This window comes from Streptomyces sp. NPDC033845 (assembly GCF_055576225.1).
Map to the genome: position 1 here is coordinate 353,984 of NZ_JBVIRI010000007.1, position 15,428 is coordinate 369,411.

At 72.6% G+C, this 15,428-nt stretch carries 17 protein-coding genes; 13 read left to right on the forward strand and 4 right to left on the reverse strand.

Annotated features, from left to right (window positions below):
* Positions 1 to 4: 4 nt before the first annotated feature.
* On the reverse strand, positions 5 to 1,144 hold the full coding sequence (locus ACZ50K_RS18315; RefSeq protein ID WP_468903899.1) for a threonine aldolase family protein: 1,140 nt from the start codon (positions 1,142 to 1,144) through the stop codon (positions 5 to 7).
* Between the two features lie 146 nt (positions 1,145 to 1,290).
* Between ACZ50K_RS18315 and ACZ50K_RS18320 the strand changes: the two genes are divergently transcribed.
* From ACZ50K_RS18320 to ACZ50K_RS18340, 5 genes are read left to right on the forward strand one after another with little or no spacing between them, the layout of a single operon-like run.
* A complete protein-coding gene (locus tag ACZ50K_RS18320; protein ID WP_468903901.1) occupies positions 1,291 to 2,313 on the forward strand; it encodes a Rossmann-like and DUF2520 domain-containing protein in 1,023 nt (340 codons plus the stop codon).
* Complete coding sequence (gene panC / locus ACZ50K_RS18325) at positions 2,310 to 3,326, forward strand: pantoate--beta-alanine ligase (protein ID WP_468903903.1); 1,017 nt, start codon at positions 2,310 to 2,312, stop codon at positions 3,324 to 3,326. Before ACZ50K_RS18320 ends, panC begins: the two co-directional genes overlap by 4 nt.
* Complete coding sequence (locus ACZ50K_RS18330) at positions 3,323 to 5,107, forward strand: L-aspartate oxidase (RefSeq protein WP_468903905.1); 1,785 nt, start codon at positions 3,323 to 3,325, stop codon at positions 5,105 to 5,107. Before panC ends, ACZ50K_RS18330 begins: the two co-directional genes overlap by 4 nt.
* A gap of 44 nt (positions 5,108 to 5,151) precedes the next feature.
* Positions 5,152 to 6,126: a carboxylating nicotinate-nucleotide diphosphorylase gene (nadC, locus tag ACZ50K_RS18335; RefSeq protein ID WP_468904015.1), complete on the forward strand. Its 975-nt coding sequence runs from the start codon at positions 5,152 to 5,154 to the stop codon at positions 6,124 to 6,126.
* A 3-nt stretch (positions 6,127 to 6,129) separates the two neighbouring features.
* A complete protein-coding gene (locus ACZ50K_RS18340; protein WP_468903907.1) occupies positions 6,130 to 6,939 on the forward strand; it encodes a type III pantothenate kinase in 810 nt (269 codons plus the stop codon).
* 52 nt (positions 6,940 to 6,991) lie between these two features.
* Here ACZ50K_RS18340 and ACZ50K_RS18345 read toward each other — a convergent pair whose 3' ends face one another.
* Positions 6,992 to 7,303: a hypothetical protein gene (locus ACZ50K_RS18345; RefSeq protein ID WP_468903908.1), complete on the reverse strand. Its 312-nt coding sequence runs from the start codon at positions 7,301 to 7,303 to the stop codon at positions 6,992 to 6,994.
* A complete protein-coding gene (locus ACZ50K_RS18350; RefSeq protein WP_468903910.1) occupies positions 7,300 to 7,551 on the reverse strand; it encodes a hypothetical protein in 252 nt (83 codons plus the stop codon). Before ACZ50K_RS18350 ends, ACZ50K_RS18345 begins: the two co-directional genes overlap by 4 nt.
* Positions 7,552 to 7,673: 122 nt before the next feature.
* On the opposite strand from ACZ50K_RS18350, the gene ACZ50K_RS18355 reads away from it, so the two are divergent.
* The 6 genes from ACZ50K_RS18355 (at position 7,674) to ACZ50K_RS18380 (ending at position 10,962) form a co-directional block, all read left to right on the forward strand.
* Positions 7,674 to 8,426, forward strand: coding sequence for a GntR family transcriptional regulator (locus ACZ50K_RS18355; RefSeq protein WP_468903912.1), 753 nt, complete (start codon positions 7,674 to 7,676; stop codon positions 8,424 to 8,426).
* An 88-nt stretch (positions 8,427 to 8,514) separates the two neighbouring features.
* Entirely contained in the window at positions 8,515 to 9,123 is a 609-nt protein-coding gene (locus ACZ50K_RS18360) for a hypothetical protein (protein WP_468903914.1), read from the forward strand.
* Between the two features lie 13 nt (positions 9,124 to 9,136).
* Positions 9,137 to 9,301, forward strand: coding sequence for a hypothetical protein (locus ACZ50K_RS18365; protein ID WP_468903916.1), 165 nt, complete (start codon positions 9,137 to 9,139; stop codon positions 9,299 to 9,301).
* Between the two features lie 128 nt (positions 9,302 to 9,429).
* On the forward strand, positions 9,430 to 9,909 hold the full coding sequence (locus ACZ50K_RS18370; RefSeq protein WP_468903918.1) for a BlaI/MecI/CopY family transcriptional regulator: 480 nt from the start codon (positions 9,430 to 9,432) through the stop codon (positions 9,907 to 9,909).
* 9 nt (positions 9,910 to 9,918) lie between these two features.
* Complete coding sequence (locus ACZ50K_RS18375) at positions 9,919 to 10,467, forward strand: amino-acid N-acetyltransferase (RefSeq protein ID WP_468903920.1); 549 nt, start codon at positions 9,919 to 9,921, stop codon at positions 10,465 to 10,467.
* Between the two features lie 153 nt (positions 10,468 to 10,620).
* Positions 10,621 to 10,962 carry a histone-like nucleoid-structuring protein Lsr2 gene (locus ACZ50K_RS18380; protein WP_468903922.1) on the forward strand — a complete coding sequence of 114 codons (342 nt, stop codon included), beginning with the start codon at positions 10,621 to 10,623 and terminating at the stop codon, positions 10,960 to 10,962.
* Here the strand turns inward: ACZ50K_RS18380 and ACZ50K_RS18385 are convergent.
* Entirely contained in the window at positions 10,944 to 11,486 is a 543-nt protein-coding gene (locus tag ACZ50K_RS18385; protein ID WP_468903924.1) for an SCO3374 family protein, read from the reverse strand. The two genes, ACZ50K_RS18380 and ACZ50K_RS18385, sit on opposite strands and share 19 nt — an antisense overlap.
* Before the next feature lie 464 nt (positions 11,487 to 11,950).
* Here ACZ50K_RS18385 and ACZ50K_RS18390 point away from each other — a divergent pair, with 464 nt between their 5' ends.
* Together ACZ50K_RS18390 and ACZ50K_RS18395 are read left to right on the forward strand one after the other, a co-directional pair.
* The gene (locus ACZ50K_RS18390) at positions 11,951 to 14,476 is read left to right on the forward strand and encodes an ATP-dependent Clp protease ATP-binding subunit (protein WP_468903926.1); all 2,526 of its coding nucleotides are present in this window, start codon (positions 11,951 to 11,953) and stop codon (positions 14,474 to 14,476) included.
* A gap of 361 nt (positions 14,477 to 14,837) precedes the next feature.
* The gene (locus ACZ50K_RS18395) at positions 14,838 to 15,395 is read left to right on the forward strand and encodes a M23 family metallopeptidase (RefSeq protein WP_468903929.1); all 558 of its coding nucleotides are present in this window, start codon (positions 14,838 to 14,840) and stop codon (positions 15,393 to 15,395) included.
* Positions 15,396 to 15,428 lie beyond the last annotated feature (33 nt).

Here is a 15,428-nt window from a genome sequence, read left to right on the forward strand (position 1 = left end):
CGGGCTACGGGGCGTCCGCCGGGCCGATGCGGGCCGTGAACTCCGCGACCGCCTCCCGGACCTCCTCCGCCGTCCAGGACAGGCCCGGCCCGGTCACCGTCAGCTCCGTCATCGAGATCCCCGGCGGCCCGGCCGGGTCCCAGTGCCGGAACAGCGCGGTCCCGGTCTCCTCGGCCTGCCGCAGCCCCGCCTCCACCAGCCGCTCCGCCGGATACGGCAGCCACACCCGGAACTGGTGGGTGTGCGGCACCTCCGGATGGATCCGGAACCAGGGCACCCCGGCCCCGGCGAACCCCTCCGCCAGCGCCGCCGCCACCCGCTTCGCCCCCGCCACGTACGAGGGCAGCCGCGGCAGTTCCTCCGCCAGCCCGGCCAGCGCCGACAGCGCCTGCGGGAACTGCCGGAACACCTGGCCGCCGTACCGGTGGCGCCAGACCCGGGCCTCCTCCACGAGGGCCCGCGACCCCGCCAGCGCGGCCCCGCTGAGCCCGCCCAGCGACTTGTAGAAGGACACGTACACGCTGTCCGCGAGACCGGCGATCTCCGGCAGCGTCCGGCCGAAGTGCACCGTGGTCTCCCACAGCCGCGCCCCGTCGAAGTGGACCACCGCGTCCCGCTCCCGGGCGGCCTCCACCAGCTCCTCCAGCTCCTCCCAGGACGGCAGCAGGAAACCGGCGTCGCGCAGCGGCAGCTCCAGCATCAGCGTCCCGAACGGCTCCGCGACCTCCCGGACCTCCGCCGCCGTCGGCTGCCGGGGCTCCCGGGTCGGGTGCACGGTCCGCAGACCCGACACCACCGACAGCGCGGAGTTCTCCCACACCTCCGGATGGCCCAGCGGATGCATCGCGACCACCGGGTTCCCGGTCCGGCCCGCCCAGCAGCGCAGCGCCACCTGCTGGGCCATCGTCCCGGACGGGAAGAACGCCGCGTCCTCCGTGCCGAGCAGCTCCGCCACCCGCCGCTCCAACTCGGCGACCACCCCGTCGCCGTACACGTCGGCCGGCCGGTCCGGGTCGTGGCCCGCACCGGTCAGCCGCTCCATCAACTCGCCGACCGTGTGCTCCCGCACGCTCCGGCCCAGGGTCCGCCGCGCCCCGCGCCAGGCCGCCGCCAACCGCTCCTGCCGTGCTTCCTCGTCCGTCATGGCGCCGATCATGCCCCCGCCGCCGCCCCGGGCGCCCGCGGGTTTCCGCCCCCCGGCACCCGGCCGCCCCCCGGGCCCGGAGAGGACTAGCATGGCGACGTATCGTCCGGTACCCCTCGCGGACTGGAACGGAAGGCCCTCCCCGCGTGAACGCAACACAGCAGGCCCGCCCTGCCCGACTCACCGTCGGTGTCGTCGGCGCGGGCCGCGTCGGCCCCGCCCTGGCCAGTGCGCTGCGACTGGCCGGCCACCGGCCCGTCGCCGTGTCCGGAGTCTCCGACGCCTCCCGGCGGCGCGCCGCCGACCTGCTCCCCGAGGTCCCGCTGGTGCCGCCCGCCGAGGTGCTGGCCCGCGCCGACCTGGTGCTGCTCACCGTCCCCGACGACGCCCTGCCCCCGCTGGTCGCCGGCCTCGCCGAGACCGGGGCGGTCCGGCCCGGCCAGCTGATCGTGCACACCTCCGGCCGCTACGGCACCGCCGTCCTCGACCCGGCCCGCCGGGCCGGCGCGCTGCCGCTGGCCCTGCACCCGGCGATGACCTTCACCGGAACCACCGTGGACGTGGACCGGCTGGCCGGCTGCTCCTTCGGGGTCACCGCCCCCGAGGAACTCCGGCTGGCCGCCGAGGCCCTGGTCATCGAGATGGGCGGGGAGCCCGAGTGGATCGCGGAGGAGTCCCGTCCGCTCTATCACGCGGCCCTCGCCCTCGGCGCCAACCACCTGGTCACCCTGGTCGCCCAGGCCATGGAACTGCTGCGCACCGCCGGGGTGGAGCATCCCGACCGGATGCTCGGCCCGCTGCTGGGCGCGGCCCTGGACAACGCCCTGCGCTCCGGGGACGCGGCGCTCACCGGGCCGGTGGCCCGGGGCGACGCCGGAACCGTCGCCGCCCATGTGGGCGAACTCCGCAAGCACGCCCCCGCCACCGTCTCCGGCTATCTGGCGATGGCCCGCAGCACCGCGGACCGGGCCCTCGCCCACGGGCTCCTCAAGCCGGAACTCGCCGCCGACCTGCTGGAGGTCCTGGCGGAGGGCCGCGAGGCCCGTACCGGCGGCCGCCCGCCCCGCCCGGCCGACGGCCCCGGCAGCACGGACGGCCCTTCCGGAGGCCCGGACGGCTCCGAGGGCCCCGACGCCGCGGACGGATCCGGCGGGAGGGACGGCCGATGACCGCGACCACCGCCCCCGAGCCCATCCGCACCGGCAGCGCCCTCGCCGCCCTGCCCCGCCGCGGCCGCCGCGCCGTGGTGATGACCATGGGCGCCCTGCACGAGGGCCACGCCTCCCTGGTCCGCGCCGCCCGCGCCCATGTCGGCCCCGAGGGCCAGGTCGTGGTCACCGTCTTCGTCAACCCGCTCCAGTTCGGGGCCGGCGAGGACCTGGACCGCTACCCCCGCACCCTGGACGCCGACATCGCGATCGCCGCCGCGGCCGGGGCCGACGCCGTCTTCGCCCCCGCCACCGAGGAGGTCTACCCCGGCGGCGAACCGCAGGTCCGGATCACCGCCGGGCCCATGGGCGGCCGGCTGGAGGGCGCCACCCGCCCGGGCCACTTCGACGGCATGCTCACCGTGGTCGCCAAACTGCTCCACCTGACCGCCCCGGACACCGCGTTCTTCGGGCGCAAGGACGCCCAGCAGCTCGCGCTGATCCGCCGGATGGCCACCGACCTCAACTTCCCGGTGGAGATCGTGGGCGTGCCCACCGTCCGGGAGACCGACGGCCTCGCCCTCTCCAGCCGCAACCGCTACCTCTCCACCGCCGAGCGCGGCACCGCGCTGGCCCTCTCCCGCGCCCTCTTCGCGGGCCGCGACCGGCTCGCCGCCCAGGCGGCCCTGGCCGCCCGCGCCGAGGCCGCCGGCTCCAACGGGTCCGGCGACGGCTCCCGGGCCGGGGCCCTCGCCCGGCTCGGCGAGGCCCGCGCCTCCGCCGACGCGCACGCCGTGTCCGCGGCCGGCGCCGCCCTCCCCGAGGCCGTACGGACCGCCGCCCGCCAGGTCCTGGCCGAGGCCGCCCGGGCCGAGGTACCGCTGGTCCTCGACTACCTGGCCCTGGTCGACCCGGCAGACTTCACCGAGATCCCGGCCGACTTCACCGGCGAGGCCGTCCTGGCCGTGGCCGCGAAGGTCGGGACCACCCGGCTGATCGACAACATCCCATTGGAATTCGGAGCACACGCGTGAGCACCTCGTCAGGCAGAGCCAGCACCGGCGACGGCCACGGCACCGGCATACGGCTGCCCGCCCCGGCACCCGGCTGGGCCCTCGAAGCCGACGTGGTCGTCGTCGGCTCCGGTGTCGCCGGGCTGACGGCCGCACTGCGCTGCGCGGCCGCCGGCCGCCGCACCGTCGTGGTCACCAAGGCCCGGCTGGACGACGGGTCCACCCGCTGGGCCCAGGGCGGCATCGCGGCCGCCCTCGGCGACGGGGACACCCCCGAACAGCACCTCGCGGACACCCTGGTCGCCGGTGCCGGACTCTGCGACGAGGCGGCCGTCCGCCTGCTGGTCACCGAGGGCCCGGACGCCGTCCGCCGGCTGATCGCCACCGGGGCCGTCTTCGACACCTCCGCCGAGACCGGCGAGATCGAACTGACCCGGGAGGGCGGCCACCACCGGCGCCGCATCGCGCACGCCGGCGGGGACGCCACCGGCGCCGAGATCTCCCGCGCCCTGGTCGAGGCCGTCCACGCGGCCGGTATCGAGACCGTGGAGAACGCCCTGGTCCTGGACCTCCTCCAGGACGCCGAGGGCCGCACCGCGGGCGTCACCCTGCACGTGATGGGCGAGGGCCAGCACGACGGCGTCGGCGCCGTCCACGCCCCCGCCGTGATCCTCGCGACCGGCGGCATGGGCCAGGTCTTCTCCGCCACCACCAACCCCTCGGTGTCCACCGGCGACGGGGTCGCGCTCGCCCTGCGGGCCGGCGCCGAGGTCTCCGACCTGGAGTTCGTCCAGTTCCACCCCACCGTGCTCTTCCTCGGCCCGGACGCCGAGGGCCAGCAGCCGCTGGTCTCCGAGGCCGTCCGCGGCGAGGGCGCCCACCTGGTCGACGCCGACGGGGTCCGCTTCATGGTCGGCCAGCACGAGCTCGCCGAACTCGCCCCCCGCGACATCGTCGCCAAGGGCATCATGCGCCGGATGCGGGAGCAGGACGCCCGGCACATGTACCTGGACGCCCGGCACTTCGGCCGCGAGATGTGGGAGCAGCGGTTCCCCACCATCCTCGCCGCCTGCCGCGCCCACGGCATCGACCCGGTCACCGAACCCATCCCGGTGGCCCCGGCCGCGCACTACGCCAGCGGCGGGGTCCGCACCGACCTGGACGGCCGCACCACCGTCCCCGGGCTGTACGCCTGCGGGGAGGTCGCCTGCACCGGCGTGCACGGCGCCAACCGGCTGGCCTCCAACTCCCTGCTGGAGGGCCTGGTCTTCGCCGAGCGGATCGCCGACCACATCGTCACCCACCGTCCCGCCTCGGCCGGCCCCGGTGTCCCGGTGCCCTTCCGGGGCCCGCTGCTGCCCGCGCAGGCCCGTCTGGACATCCAGCGGATCATGACCGGGGGTGCGGGTGTGCTGCGCTCCGCCGAGTCCCTGCGGTCCGCCGCCGAGGGTCTGGACGCGCTGTACGCGGCCGCCCTCGCCGACCTTGAGGTCCACGGCAAGACCGCCGAACCGGGCGTGGACAGCTGGGAGTCCACCAACCTGCTCTGCGTGGCCCGGGTGCTGGTCGCCGCCGCCCGGCGGCGCGAGGAGACCCGCGGCTGCCACTGGCGCGAGGACCACCCCGACCGTGACGACCGGGACTGGCGCCGCCATCTGGTGGTGCGCCTGTCCCGGACCGAGAAGCGGGCCCTGGTCGTGACCGAGACCGACACCGCGGACCTCCCGTCCGTGGACACCCCCGTCCGTACGCCGGCCCGTACGCCCGTACGCCCCACCCCGAGCCAGGAGTCCTCACCGTGAGCACCACCGACCACGCGCACCAGCACGAGCACGAGCACCCCGAGCTGGAACTGCTCGACCAGGACGCCGCGGGCGGCTGCGGCGAAGGCTGTGGCTGCGGCGGCGAGGAGACCGGCCTGGACCCGGCCCTGGCCGAGCTCCTCGCGGACGCCGGCCTGGACCCGTACGAGGTGGAGGCCATCGCCGAGATGGCCCTCTCCGAGGACCTGGACGGCGGGGTGGACGTCACCACCGTCGCCACCGTCCCCGAGGACGCCACCGCCACCGCCGACTTCACCGCCCGGGAGGCCGGGGTGGTGGCCGGGCTGCGGATCGCCGAGGCCGTGTTCTCGGTGGTCTGCACCGACACCTTCGAGGTCGAACGGCATGTGGAGGACGGCGACCGGGTCGAGGCCGGCCAGGTCCTGCTGTCCGTCACCGGCCTGACCCGCGACCTGCTCACCGGTGAGCGCAGCGCCCTGAACATCGTCTGCCGGCTGTCCGGCATCGCCACCGCCACCCGCCGCTGGGCGGACGCGCTGGAGGGCACCGGGGCGAAGGTCCGCGACACCCGCAAGACCACCCCGGGGCTGCGCTCCCTGGAGAAGTACGCGGTGCGCTGCGGCGGCGGGGTCAACCACCGGATGTCGCTGTCCGACGCGGCCCTGGTGAAGGACAACCACGTGGTGGCGGCCGGCGGGGTCGCCGAGGCCTTCAAGGCCGTCCGGGACGCCTTCCCGGACCTGGCGGTGGAGGTCGAGGTGGACACCCTGCACCAGTGCCGTGAGGCGATGGACGCGGGCGCCGACCTGATCCTCCTCGACAACTTCACCGTCCCGGAGACCGAGGAGGCCGTCAGCCTCAACCGCGGCCACAACCAGGGCCGGGCCGCCCTGGAGTCCTCGGGCCGGCTCACCCTGGAGAACGCCCGGGCGTACGCGGAGACCGGCGTGGACTACCTGGCCGTGGGCGGTCTGACCCACTCCTCGCCCATCCTGGACATCGGCCTGGACCTGCGCGAACCCCGCGAGGCGGTGTAACCCATGCTGTTGACCATCGACGTCGGCAACTCGCACACCGTGCTGGGGCTGTTCGACGGGGACGAGATCATCGAGCACTGGCGGATCTCGACCGACCCGCGGCGCACCGCCGACGAGCTCGCCGTCCTGATGCAGGGCCTGATGGGCATGCACCCGATGCTCGGCAGCGAACTCGGCGACGGCATCCACGGGATCGCGATCTGCTCCACCGTGCCGGCCGTGCTCCACGAACTGCGCGAGGTCACCCGCCGGTACTACGGGGACGTGCCCGCGGTGCTGGTGGAGCCCGGCATCAAGACCGGGGTGCCGATCCTGACGGACAACCCCAAGGAGGTCGGCGCCGACCGGATCATCAACGCCTGCGCGGCCGTGGAGCTGTACGGCGGCCCGGCCATCGTCGTGGACTTCGGCACCGCCACCACCTTCGACGCGGTGTCGGCGCGCGGCGAGTACGTGGGCGGGGTGATCGCCCCCGGCATCGAGATCTCCATGGAGGCGCTGGGGGTGCGCGGGGCCCAGCTGCGCAAGATCGAGCTGGCCCGGCCGCGGAACGTGATCGGCAAGTCCACGGTCGAGGCCATGCAGTCCGGTGTGGTCTACGGGTTCGCCGGACAGGTCGACGGGGTCGTCACCCGGATGGCCAGGGAGCTGGCCGGCCCGAACGGCGACCCCGACGACGTCCGGGTGATCGCCACCGGCGGTCTGGCCCCGATGGTGCTGGGCGAGGCCGCGGTCATCGACGACCACGAGCCCTGGCTCACCCTGATCGGGCTCCGCCTGGTCTACGAGCGGAACGCCCCGAACTTCACCTGAGGGCGCGGCGCGCGGCGGGGGCGGCACGGACCGGCCCCCGCCGCCCGCCGGATCAGACCGGCGGCCGTCCCGGGGTGGGCGCGGGCGGCGGGCTGGGCAGCGGCGGGCCGGGGTCGGGCTGCGGCTCGGGATAGCCGGGGTTGCGGTGCTTCTCCATGGTGACCCGTTCCCAGGTCAGCCGGTACACGCCCAGCGGCGGGAACAGCTCCGTGCGCACCGGGTAGCCCTGCTCGGCGCAGGACAGGCACAGCAGGTCCCGATGGGCGGCCGACGGGCTGGTGCGGACCGCCTGGACCGGGTCGCGCCAGCAGGCTTCGCAGGTCACGACGTCGGTGGGACTCGTGACGAACTCGGCGGTGATCACCGGGTCACCTCGTTTCCGTTGTCGATCTCCACCCACACGGTGTCGCCGCCGTGCGTGCGCAGATGTCCGTAGCGGGCCCCCTGGGCGAGCGCCCCGAGGATCGCCGCGTGTGTGTGGGGTGCCAGGTCCTCGGGGAGGTCCGCCTCGATCCGGATGCCGTCGCAGGTCGTGCGCAGCCGGGGCTCGGCGCCGGTGGCGGCGGCGAGCTGGGCGGCCACGGCCGCGGCTCGGGTCTCGACGGAACGCACTGGGCCCCCTCGACGTGAGCGAATGGTCGCTCATCGTAATGCTGAACGTTCAGCTTCAACCTGATGGGTTAGCTTGTCAACGTCCGTATAGACCCGGATGAACAGGGACAGGACGGCCCAAATTGCCCCGGGAAACCGCGTATGTGCAGGTGGCCGACGCGCTACGGGAGCGCATTCAGGCCGGAGAGTGGCCGGTCGGGGCGAAGCTGCCCTCCCGGGCCCGGTTCGCCCGCGAGTACGCCGTCGGGCAGAGCGTGGCGCAGCGCGCCATGGAGCGGCTGATCATCGAGGGCTTCCTGGAGGGCCGGGCCGGCTCGGGGACGTACGTCCGGCAGCCGCGCCGGAGGCTGCGGCTGGTCCGCTCGCGGGCCCGGGCGGGACGCTCCGGAAGCCCCTTCCACGCCGAGGTGCTGGTCTCCGGCGGGACGGGCAGCTGGGAGTCCCGGTCCGCGGCCCGGGTCCCCGCGCCCGAGGCGATCGCGGCCCGGCTCGGCCTCGCGGCCGGCGAGCCCTGTGTGATGACCGACTACGAGTTCCTGGCCGACGGCCGTCCCGTGCAGCTGTCCACCTCCTGGGAGCCGATGGCCCTCACGGACCGCACCCCGGTGGTGCTGCCGGAGATGGGGCCGAAGGCCGGACTGGGCGTGGTCGAGCGGATGCGGTCGATCGGGGTCACCGTGGTCAAGGCCGTCGAGGTGCCGCGCCCGGCCCGGGCCACCCAGCGGCAGGCCAATCTGCTGGGGATCAGCATCGGCGACCTGATCACCGAGATCGAGCGGACCTACTACGCCGAGGACGGGCGGCCCGTGGAGACCGCGGACATCGTGGTCGCCGACATCCGCTCGGAGATCGTCTACGAGGTCCCGGTCGACTGACCGGAGCGGCTCCGCCGAACGGCCGCGCGGCCGCCGCGCCGCAGCCCGATATAGGGGAATTTTGTCCGATTAGGCGTATCTTCGGGCCATGCCCACGCCCTTCGGATCCCGCGGCGGTATGGCGTTCAGCACTGCTGAACTGCGCGTGCTGCGGCGGTCTCTCGCCCATGCCCTCCAGACCTCCGCCGGCCCCCTGACGGCCACCGAGGCGCAGGCCTGCCTGCGGCTCGCGCAGGCCGTCGACGACGCCGCAGACGAGGCCGGGCGGCTCAGAGCGTTCCTGCTGGCGGACCTCCGGCGCTACCGCGAGGCCCTGCCCGGCAGCCTCACGGGCTACCTGGCGCTCCTCCAGGACGCCCTGGCCGGAGGATACGAACCGGTCCCCGACGACCTGGCCGCGCTCCGCGCGCTCCGCGGCAACCCGACGGCCCGAGCCCTGCTGGAACGGGCCCGGGTGGTGGCCGGGCGGTCGGTCCGGCGCCGGCTGGCCGCCCCCGCCCCGCGGACCCGGCTGCTGGCCCTGGCCGGCGGCAAGGACCCGGCCCCGGGCGGCGAGGGGGCCCCGGAGCCGGCCCCCGAGCCCGGCCCCGACCGCCGCCCCGCCCCGCCGGAGCGGCCGATCCCCACCCCCGGAGAGGTGTTCCCGCCGCGCCGCAAGCCTTCGCCGCCCCCGGCGGCGAGCCGGGCCGCCGGGTAGCTACGCTGAGGGCATGGACTACGTTTCCGCGCTCGTGCCCCCGTTCGTGATGGCCGCGTTCTTCATCGCCCTCATCGTGGTGATCGTGAAGAGCCAGGGCGGCGCCAACAAGACCAAGGAAGACGCGGCGGTCGACGCCGTGATCGCCCGGGCCGAGGCGACCCAGCAGCAGAAGTAGCGGACCCGGCGGAATCCGGTCCGAAGAAATGACGGGCGCGCCACCCGCCGGGGTGGCGCGCCCGTTTTTCTCGGCATTGCCGAGCGAATAGCCGGGCAATCCCGGACATGCAGGACTATCGTGCTGCTGTGCCTCGCCCCCTGGGAGATCTCGAAGACGCCGTCATGACGCGGGTGTGGCAGTGGAACCGCCCGGTCACCGTTCGGGAAGTGCTGGAGGACCTCCAGCAGGAACGCTCCATCGCCTATACGACGGTCATGACCGTCATGGACAACCTCCATCAGAAGGGCTGGGTCCGCCGTGAGGCGGAAGGCCGGGCCTATCGCTATACGGCGGTCTCCACCCGGGCCGCCTACTCCGCGGCGCTGATGAACGAGGCCTGGTCCACCAGCGACAACCCGGCGGCCGCTCTGGTCGCCTTCTTCGGGATGATGTCCGCCGAGCAGCGCGAGGCCCTGCGGGACGCCGTACGGATCGTCCAGCACGACGACGACGCCCCCCAGGACACCGGGACTCCACCGGACACCGGGGCTCCGCAGGACGGGCCGGACGGGCCGCCGGAGGGCACGGACGGGACGGACGAGCGGGACGGGGAGCCGGGGCGATAGCGTCCGGGCATGGAAGAAGATTCGGCCGGACCCTCGGCCAACGGTGCAAATGCAAAAGCAGTGACGATCCGCCGCGCCCGTACCGGTGATGTTCCCGCCCTGCGCCGCCTCCTCGACCAGTACGTACAGCAGAGGATCCTGCTCGACAAAGCGCCGGTCACGCTTTACGAGTCCATCCAGGAGTTCTGGGTGGCCGAACGCGAGGCGGACCGGATGGTGGTCGGCTGCGGCGCCCTTCATGTGATGTGGGAGGACTTGGCGGAAGTCCGAACCCTTGCCGTGGACCGGGAGTTGAAGGGTGGTGGGGTCGGTCACCAGGTGCTCGCGCGCTTGTTGCGGGCGGCCCGCGAGGTGGGTGTGAGCCGGGTATTCTGCCTCACCTTCGAAGTCGACTTCTTCGCGAAGCACGGCTTCGTGGAGATCGGTGAGACTCCGGTGGAGACCGATGTCTACCGTGAGCTCCTGCGTTCCTATGACGAGGGTGTCGCGGAGTTCCTGGGTCTCGAACGAGTGAAGCCGAACACCTTGGGCAACAGCCGGATGCTTCTGCACCTGTGAACGATCAGCGCGCGAACTCCGGGGCGATCCCTATGTCCGAATCGCGCACGTTTCCCGTCCTGTTGAGGTCCTGAACCTCTCCCGGGGGTTTGTGTTTTCCCCGCAAAAGCGGTTTCCTTTCCGCGTACTGCATTTTCGATGAAAGGAAATCCGGTGGCGCAGAAGGTTCAGGTCCTTCTTGTCGACGACCTCGACGGTGGCACGGCGGACGAGACCGTCACGTTCGCGCTGGATGGCAAGACCTACGAGATCGACCTCACCAGCGCCAACGCGGACAAGCTCCGTGGCGCGCTGGAGGAGTTCGTGAAGGCCGGACGCCGTACCGGCGGCCGCGCCGCCGCGGGCCGCGCCAAGGGCGGCCGTGCGGCCGCCGCTTCCGCGGGCAGCCCGGACACCGCGGAAATCCGCGCCTGGGCGAAGGCGCAGGGTCTCAGCGTGAACGACCGCGGGCGCGTTCCCGCCGATATCCGCGAGGCCTACGAGAACAGGGGCTGACGCCCGGGCCCGGTCAGCCGGGCCCGGTGGCACTCCGTGGCCGCCGCCCCGACCAGCCGCACCAGGTCGGGCCCCGCGTTCCGGCCCAGGGCGGGCAGCGAGGGCAGACGGGCCTCCCAGTCGGGGCCCGGCGGCCGCAGCCAGCCCGCCGCCCCGCGGGAGCGGTCCCCGGGCCGTTCCGGTGGCACGGGCGCCGTGATCCGGCCGCCCGGCCCCAGCCCGGTCAGCTCCAGGGGCACCCCGCCCCAGTCCAGCCAGTCGAGCAGGCCGGCCAGCTCGTCGGCACCGCCCGGGGCCACCAGGAACCGGGCGCGCCGCCCGGTGAGGGCCACCGGTCCGGTCTCGACCGGCCGCCGCAGCACGGCCGCCCCGGCCTCCGCCGGCAGCTCCAGCACGTCGAAGAGCTCGCCGGTGACCAGCAGGGCGGGCGGGCCCCCGGCGACCGGCCAGCCGAGCACCCGCTCGTACCAGCGGGCATGCTCGGTGGTCTCGGTGGTCTCCGGGGCGGGGGCGGCAGGAGTCATGACAGGGCAACCGTCCGGCCCCCCGCCGGGTTACGGAACGCTCCGACCCGACAGCGGAGCGTAAACGTATGGTGGTCCCCGTCGGCCCCCCGTCTCACATTCGGGACGCAACTCTGTTCGCCCTTAGCGGAGGCGACCGGTGCCGGGGGCATGGAGTGTCGGTGCTTACGGGTAAGACATTCCTAGTGGATCGGGGCGACACGCTGATTTGACCGGCTCCCGTTCGCCATCGGCGTACTCATGTGACGGGTATCTGCCTGGCCTGCGGGAACATCGTCTCGCACCATCGGGTTGGAGCAGTTGTCGGCTGTTCAAGACGGGGAATCCTCGCTGAGATGTGGGGGTGAGCCTGGGACGGATGTCGGCAGTTGGAATGAGCTGTCCCGCCCCGCGGGACTAGCATGCGGAAGGACAGGGAGGGGACCGCCCCCTTACTGCCCGACCGCTCTGAGGAGCGATTAACGATGTTCGAGAGGTTCACCGACCGCGCGCGGCGGGTTGTCGTCCTGGCTCAGGAAGAAGCCCGGATGCTCAACCACAACTACATCGGCACCGAGCACATCCTTCTGGGCCTGATCCACGAGGGTGAGGGTGTCGCCGCTAAGGCCCTGGAGAGCCTCGGGATTTCGCTCGAGGCGGTCCGCCAGCAGGTGGAGGAGATCATCGGCCAGGGCCAGCAGGCCCCGTCCGGGCACATTCCCTTCACCCCTCGCGCCAAGAAGGTCCTGGAGCTTTCCCTCCGCGAGGCTCTTCAGCTCGGCCACAACTACATCGGCACCGAGCACATCCTGCTCGGCCTGATCCGCGAGGGCGAGGGTGTCGCCGCCCAGGTCCTCGTGAAGCTCGGCGCCGACCTCAACCGGGTCCGGCAGCAGGTCATCCAGCTGCTCTCCGGCTACTCGGGCGGCGGCAAGGAGTCGGCCACGGCCGGCGGCCCGGCCGAGGGCACGCCCTCGACCTCGCTGGTCCTGGACCAGTTCGGCCGCAACCTCACCCAGGCGGCCCGCGAATCCAAGCTCGACCCGGTCATCGGGCGCGAGAAGGAGATCGAGCGGGTCATGCAGGTGCTCTCCCGCCGGACCAAGAACAACCCGGTCCTCATCGGCGAGCCCGGCGTCGGCAAGACCGCCGTGGTCGAGGGACTGGCGCAGGCCATCGTCAAGGGCGAGGTGCCCGAGACCCTCAAGGACAAGCACCTCTACACCCTGGACCTCGGCGCGCTGGTCGCCGGCTCCCGCTACCGCGGTGACTTCGAGGAGCGCCTGAAGAAGGTCCTCAAGGAGATCCGCACCCGCGGCGACATCATCCTGTTCATCGACGAGCTCCACACCCTGGTGGGTGCGGGTGCCGCCGAGGGCGCGATCGACGCCGCCAGCATCCTGAAGCCGATGCTGGCCCGCGGTGAGCTCCAGACCATCGGTGCCACCACGCTCGACGAGTACCGCAAGCACCTGGAGAAGGACGCCGCCCTGGAGCGGCGCTTCCAGCCCATCCAGGTCGCCGAGCCCTCGCTGCCGCACACCATCGAGATCCTCAAGGGTCTCCGGGACCGGTACGAGGCGCACCACCGCGTCTCCATCACGGACGAGGCCCTCGTGCAGGCGGCCACCCTGGCCGACCGGTACATCTCGGACCGCTTCCTCCCGGACAAGGCGATCGACCTGATCGACGAGGCCGGCTCCCGGATGCGCATCCGCCGGATGACCGCGCCGCCGGACCTCCGCGAGTTCGACGAGAAGATCGCCGGTGTCCGCCGGGACAAGGAGTCCGCGATCGACTCCCAGGACTTCGAGAAGGCGGCCTCGCTCCGTGACACGGAGAAGCAGCTGCTGACCGCGAAGGCCAAGCGGGAGAAGGAGTGGAAGGCCGGCGACATGGACGTCGTCGCCGAGGTCGACGGCGATCTGATCGCCGAGGTCCTGGCGACCGCGACCGGCATTCCGGTCTTCAAGCTGACCGAGGAGGAGTCCTCGCGACTGCTCCGCATGGAGGACGAGCTGCACAAGCGCGTCATCGGTCAGAAGGACGCCATCAAGGCCCTTTCCCAGGCCATCCGCCGTACGCGGGCCGGTCTGAAGGACCCGAAGCGCCCCGGTGGCTCGTTCATCTTCGCCGGCCCGTCCGGTGTCGGTAAGACCGAGCTCTCCAAGACGCTCGCCGAGTTCCTCTTCGGCGACGAGGACGCGCTGATCTCCCTCGACATGTCGGAGTTCAGCGAGAAGCACACGGTTTCCCGTCTCTTCGGTTCGCCCCCCGGCTACGTGGGCTACGAAGAGGGCGGCCAGCTCACCGAGAAGGTGCGCCGGAAGCCGTTCTCCGTCGTCCTCTTCGACGAGGTCGAGAAGGCCCACCCGGATATCTTCAATTCCCTTCTCCAGATCCTGGAGGACGGTCGTCTGACCGACTCCCAGGGCCGGGTCGTGGACTTCAAGAACACGGTCATCATCATGACCACCAACCTGGGTACCCGGGACATCTCGAAGGGCTTCAACCTGGGCTTCGCCGCCCAGGGTGACGTCAAGACCGGATACGACCGGATGAAGGCCAAGGTCAACGAGGAGCTGAAGCAGCACTTCCGCCCCGAGTTCCTGAACCGCGTCGACGACACGGTGGTGTTCCACCAGCTGTCGCAGGAAGACATCATCCAGATCGTCGACCTGATGGTCGCCAAGGTGGACGAGCGCCTCAAGGACCGTGACATGGGCATCGAGCTCAGCACGGAGGCGAAGCTGCTGCTGGCCAAGCGCGGCTACGACCCGATCCTGGGTGCCCGCCCGCTGCGCCGCACCATCCAGCGCGAGATCGAGGACATCCTCTCGGAGAAGATCCTCTTCGGCGAGCTGCGGCCGGGCCACATCGTGGTCGTCGGCAAGGAGGGTGAGGGCGAGGAAGCCAAGTTCACCTTCCGCGGCGAGGAGAAGTCGGCTCTGCCGGACGTCCCCCCGATCGAGGCCACGGGCTCCGGCCCGGACCTGACCAAGGGCGCGTGAGCGCGTAGGGCCCTGCTGCCCGACCGCTGAAGCGGCCCCCGGTGCCTGAGAAGGCACCGGGGGCCGCTTCGTGTGTGCGGGGGTGCCCCGGGCGGTGTGGCGCCGTGCACATCGGGGGGTCCCCGCCGGTGACAAGCCGCACAGGGCAAATCGGACCTACTAGGTCAAGCCGTAGATCGAATCGGGGTGCGGATCCGGGCTTCACCCCAGCAAACGGGCCGTCAACAGGGCGCATAGCACTGGCGGCCGCTACGAGCTTCGCTAGTATTCGCGGCTTTTGGGCACCAGGCAGCGTCCGGGTTACCAATGAGCGTGCCGGTTCACCCGGCATCTCCCATACCCGTTCCCGGAGGACTTACACATGTCTGCGAAGCCCGCCCGTACCGCCCGTATCCGCACCGCCGTCGCCGCCACCGGTCTCGGTGCCGCCCTGGCCCTCGGAGCCGCCACCGGTACCGCCTTCGCCGACACCGCCGCCAAGCCCGCCGCGGGTGCCGCCGCCTCCTGGAAGAAGCCGGTCGAGGCCTACACGCTGTCCGCGACCTTCGGCAAGGGCGGCAGCATGTGGACCGCCAAGCACTCCGGCCAGGACTTCGCGGTGCCGGTCGGCACCCCGGTCAAGGCCGTGCACTCCGGCACCGTGGTCAAGGCCGGCCCCAACGGCGGCGGCGACGGCCCGGCCTACGGCAACGCCATCGTGATCAAGCACGCGAACAACACGTACTCCCAGTACGCGCACCTCTCGAAGATCCAGGTCAAGATCGGCCAGAAGGTCTCCGCCAACCAGCGGATCGCGCTGTCCGGCAACACCGGGAACTCCAGCGGCCCGCACCTGCACTTCGAGATCCGCACCACCGCGAACTACGGCTCCGCCATCAACCCGGTCGCCTTCCTGCGCAACGCCGGCGTCACCGTCTGACCCGCTCCCGCGGCCGCTCCCGCGGCCGGGTCC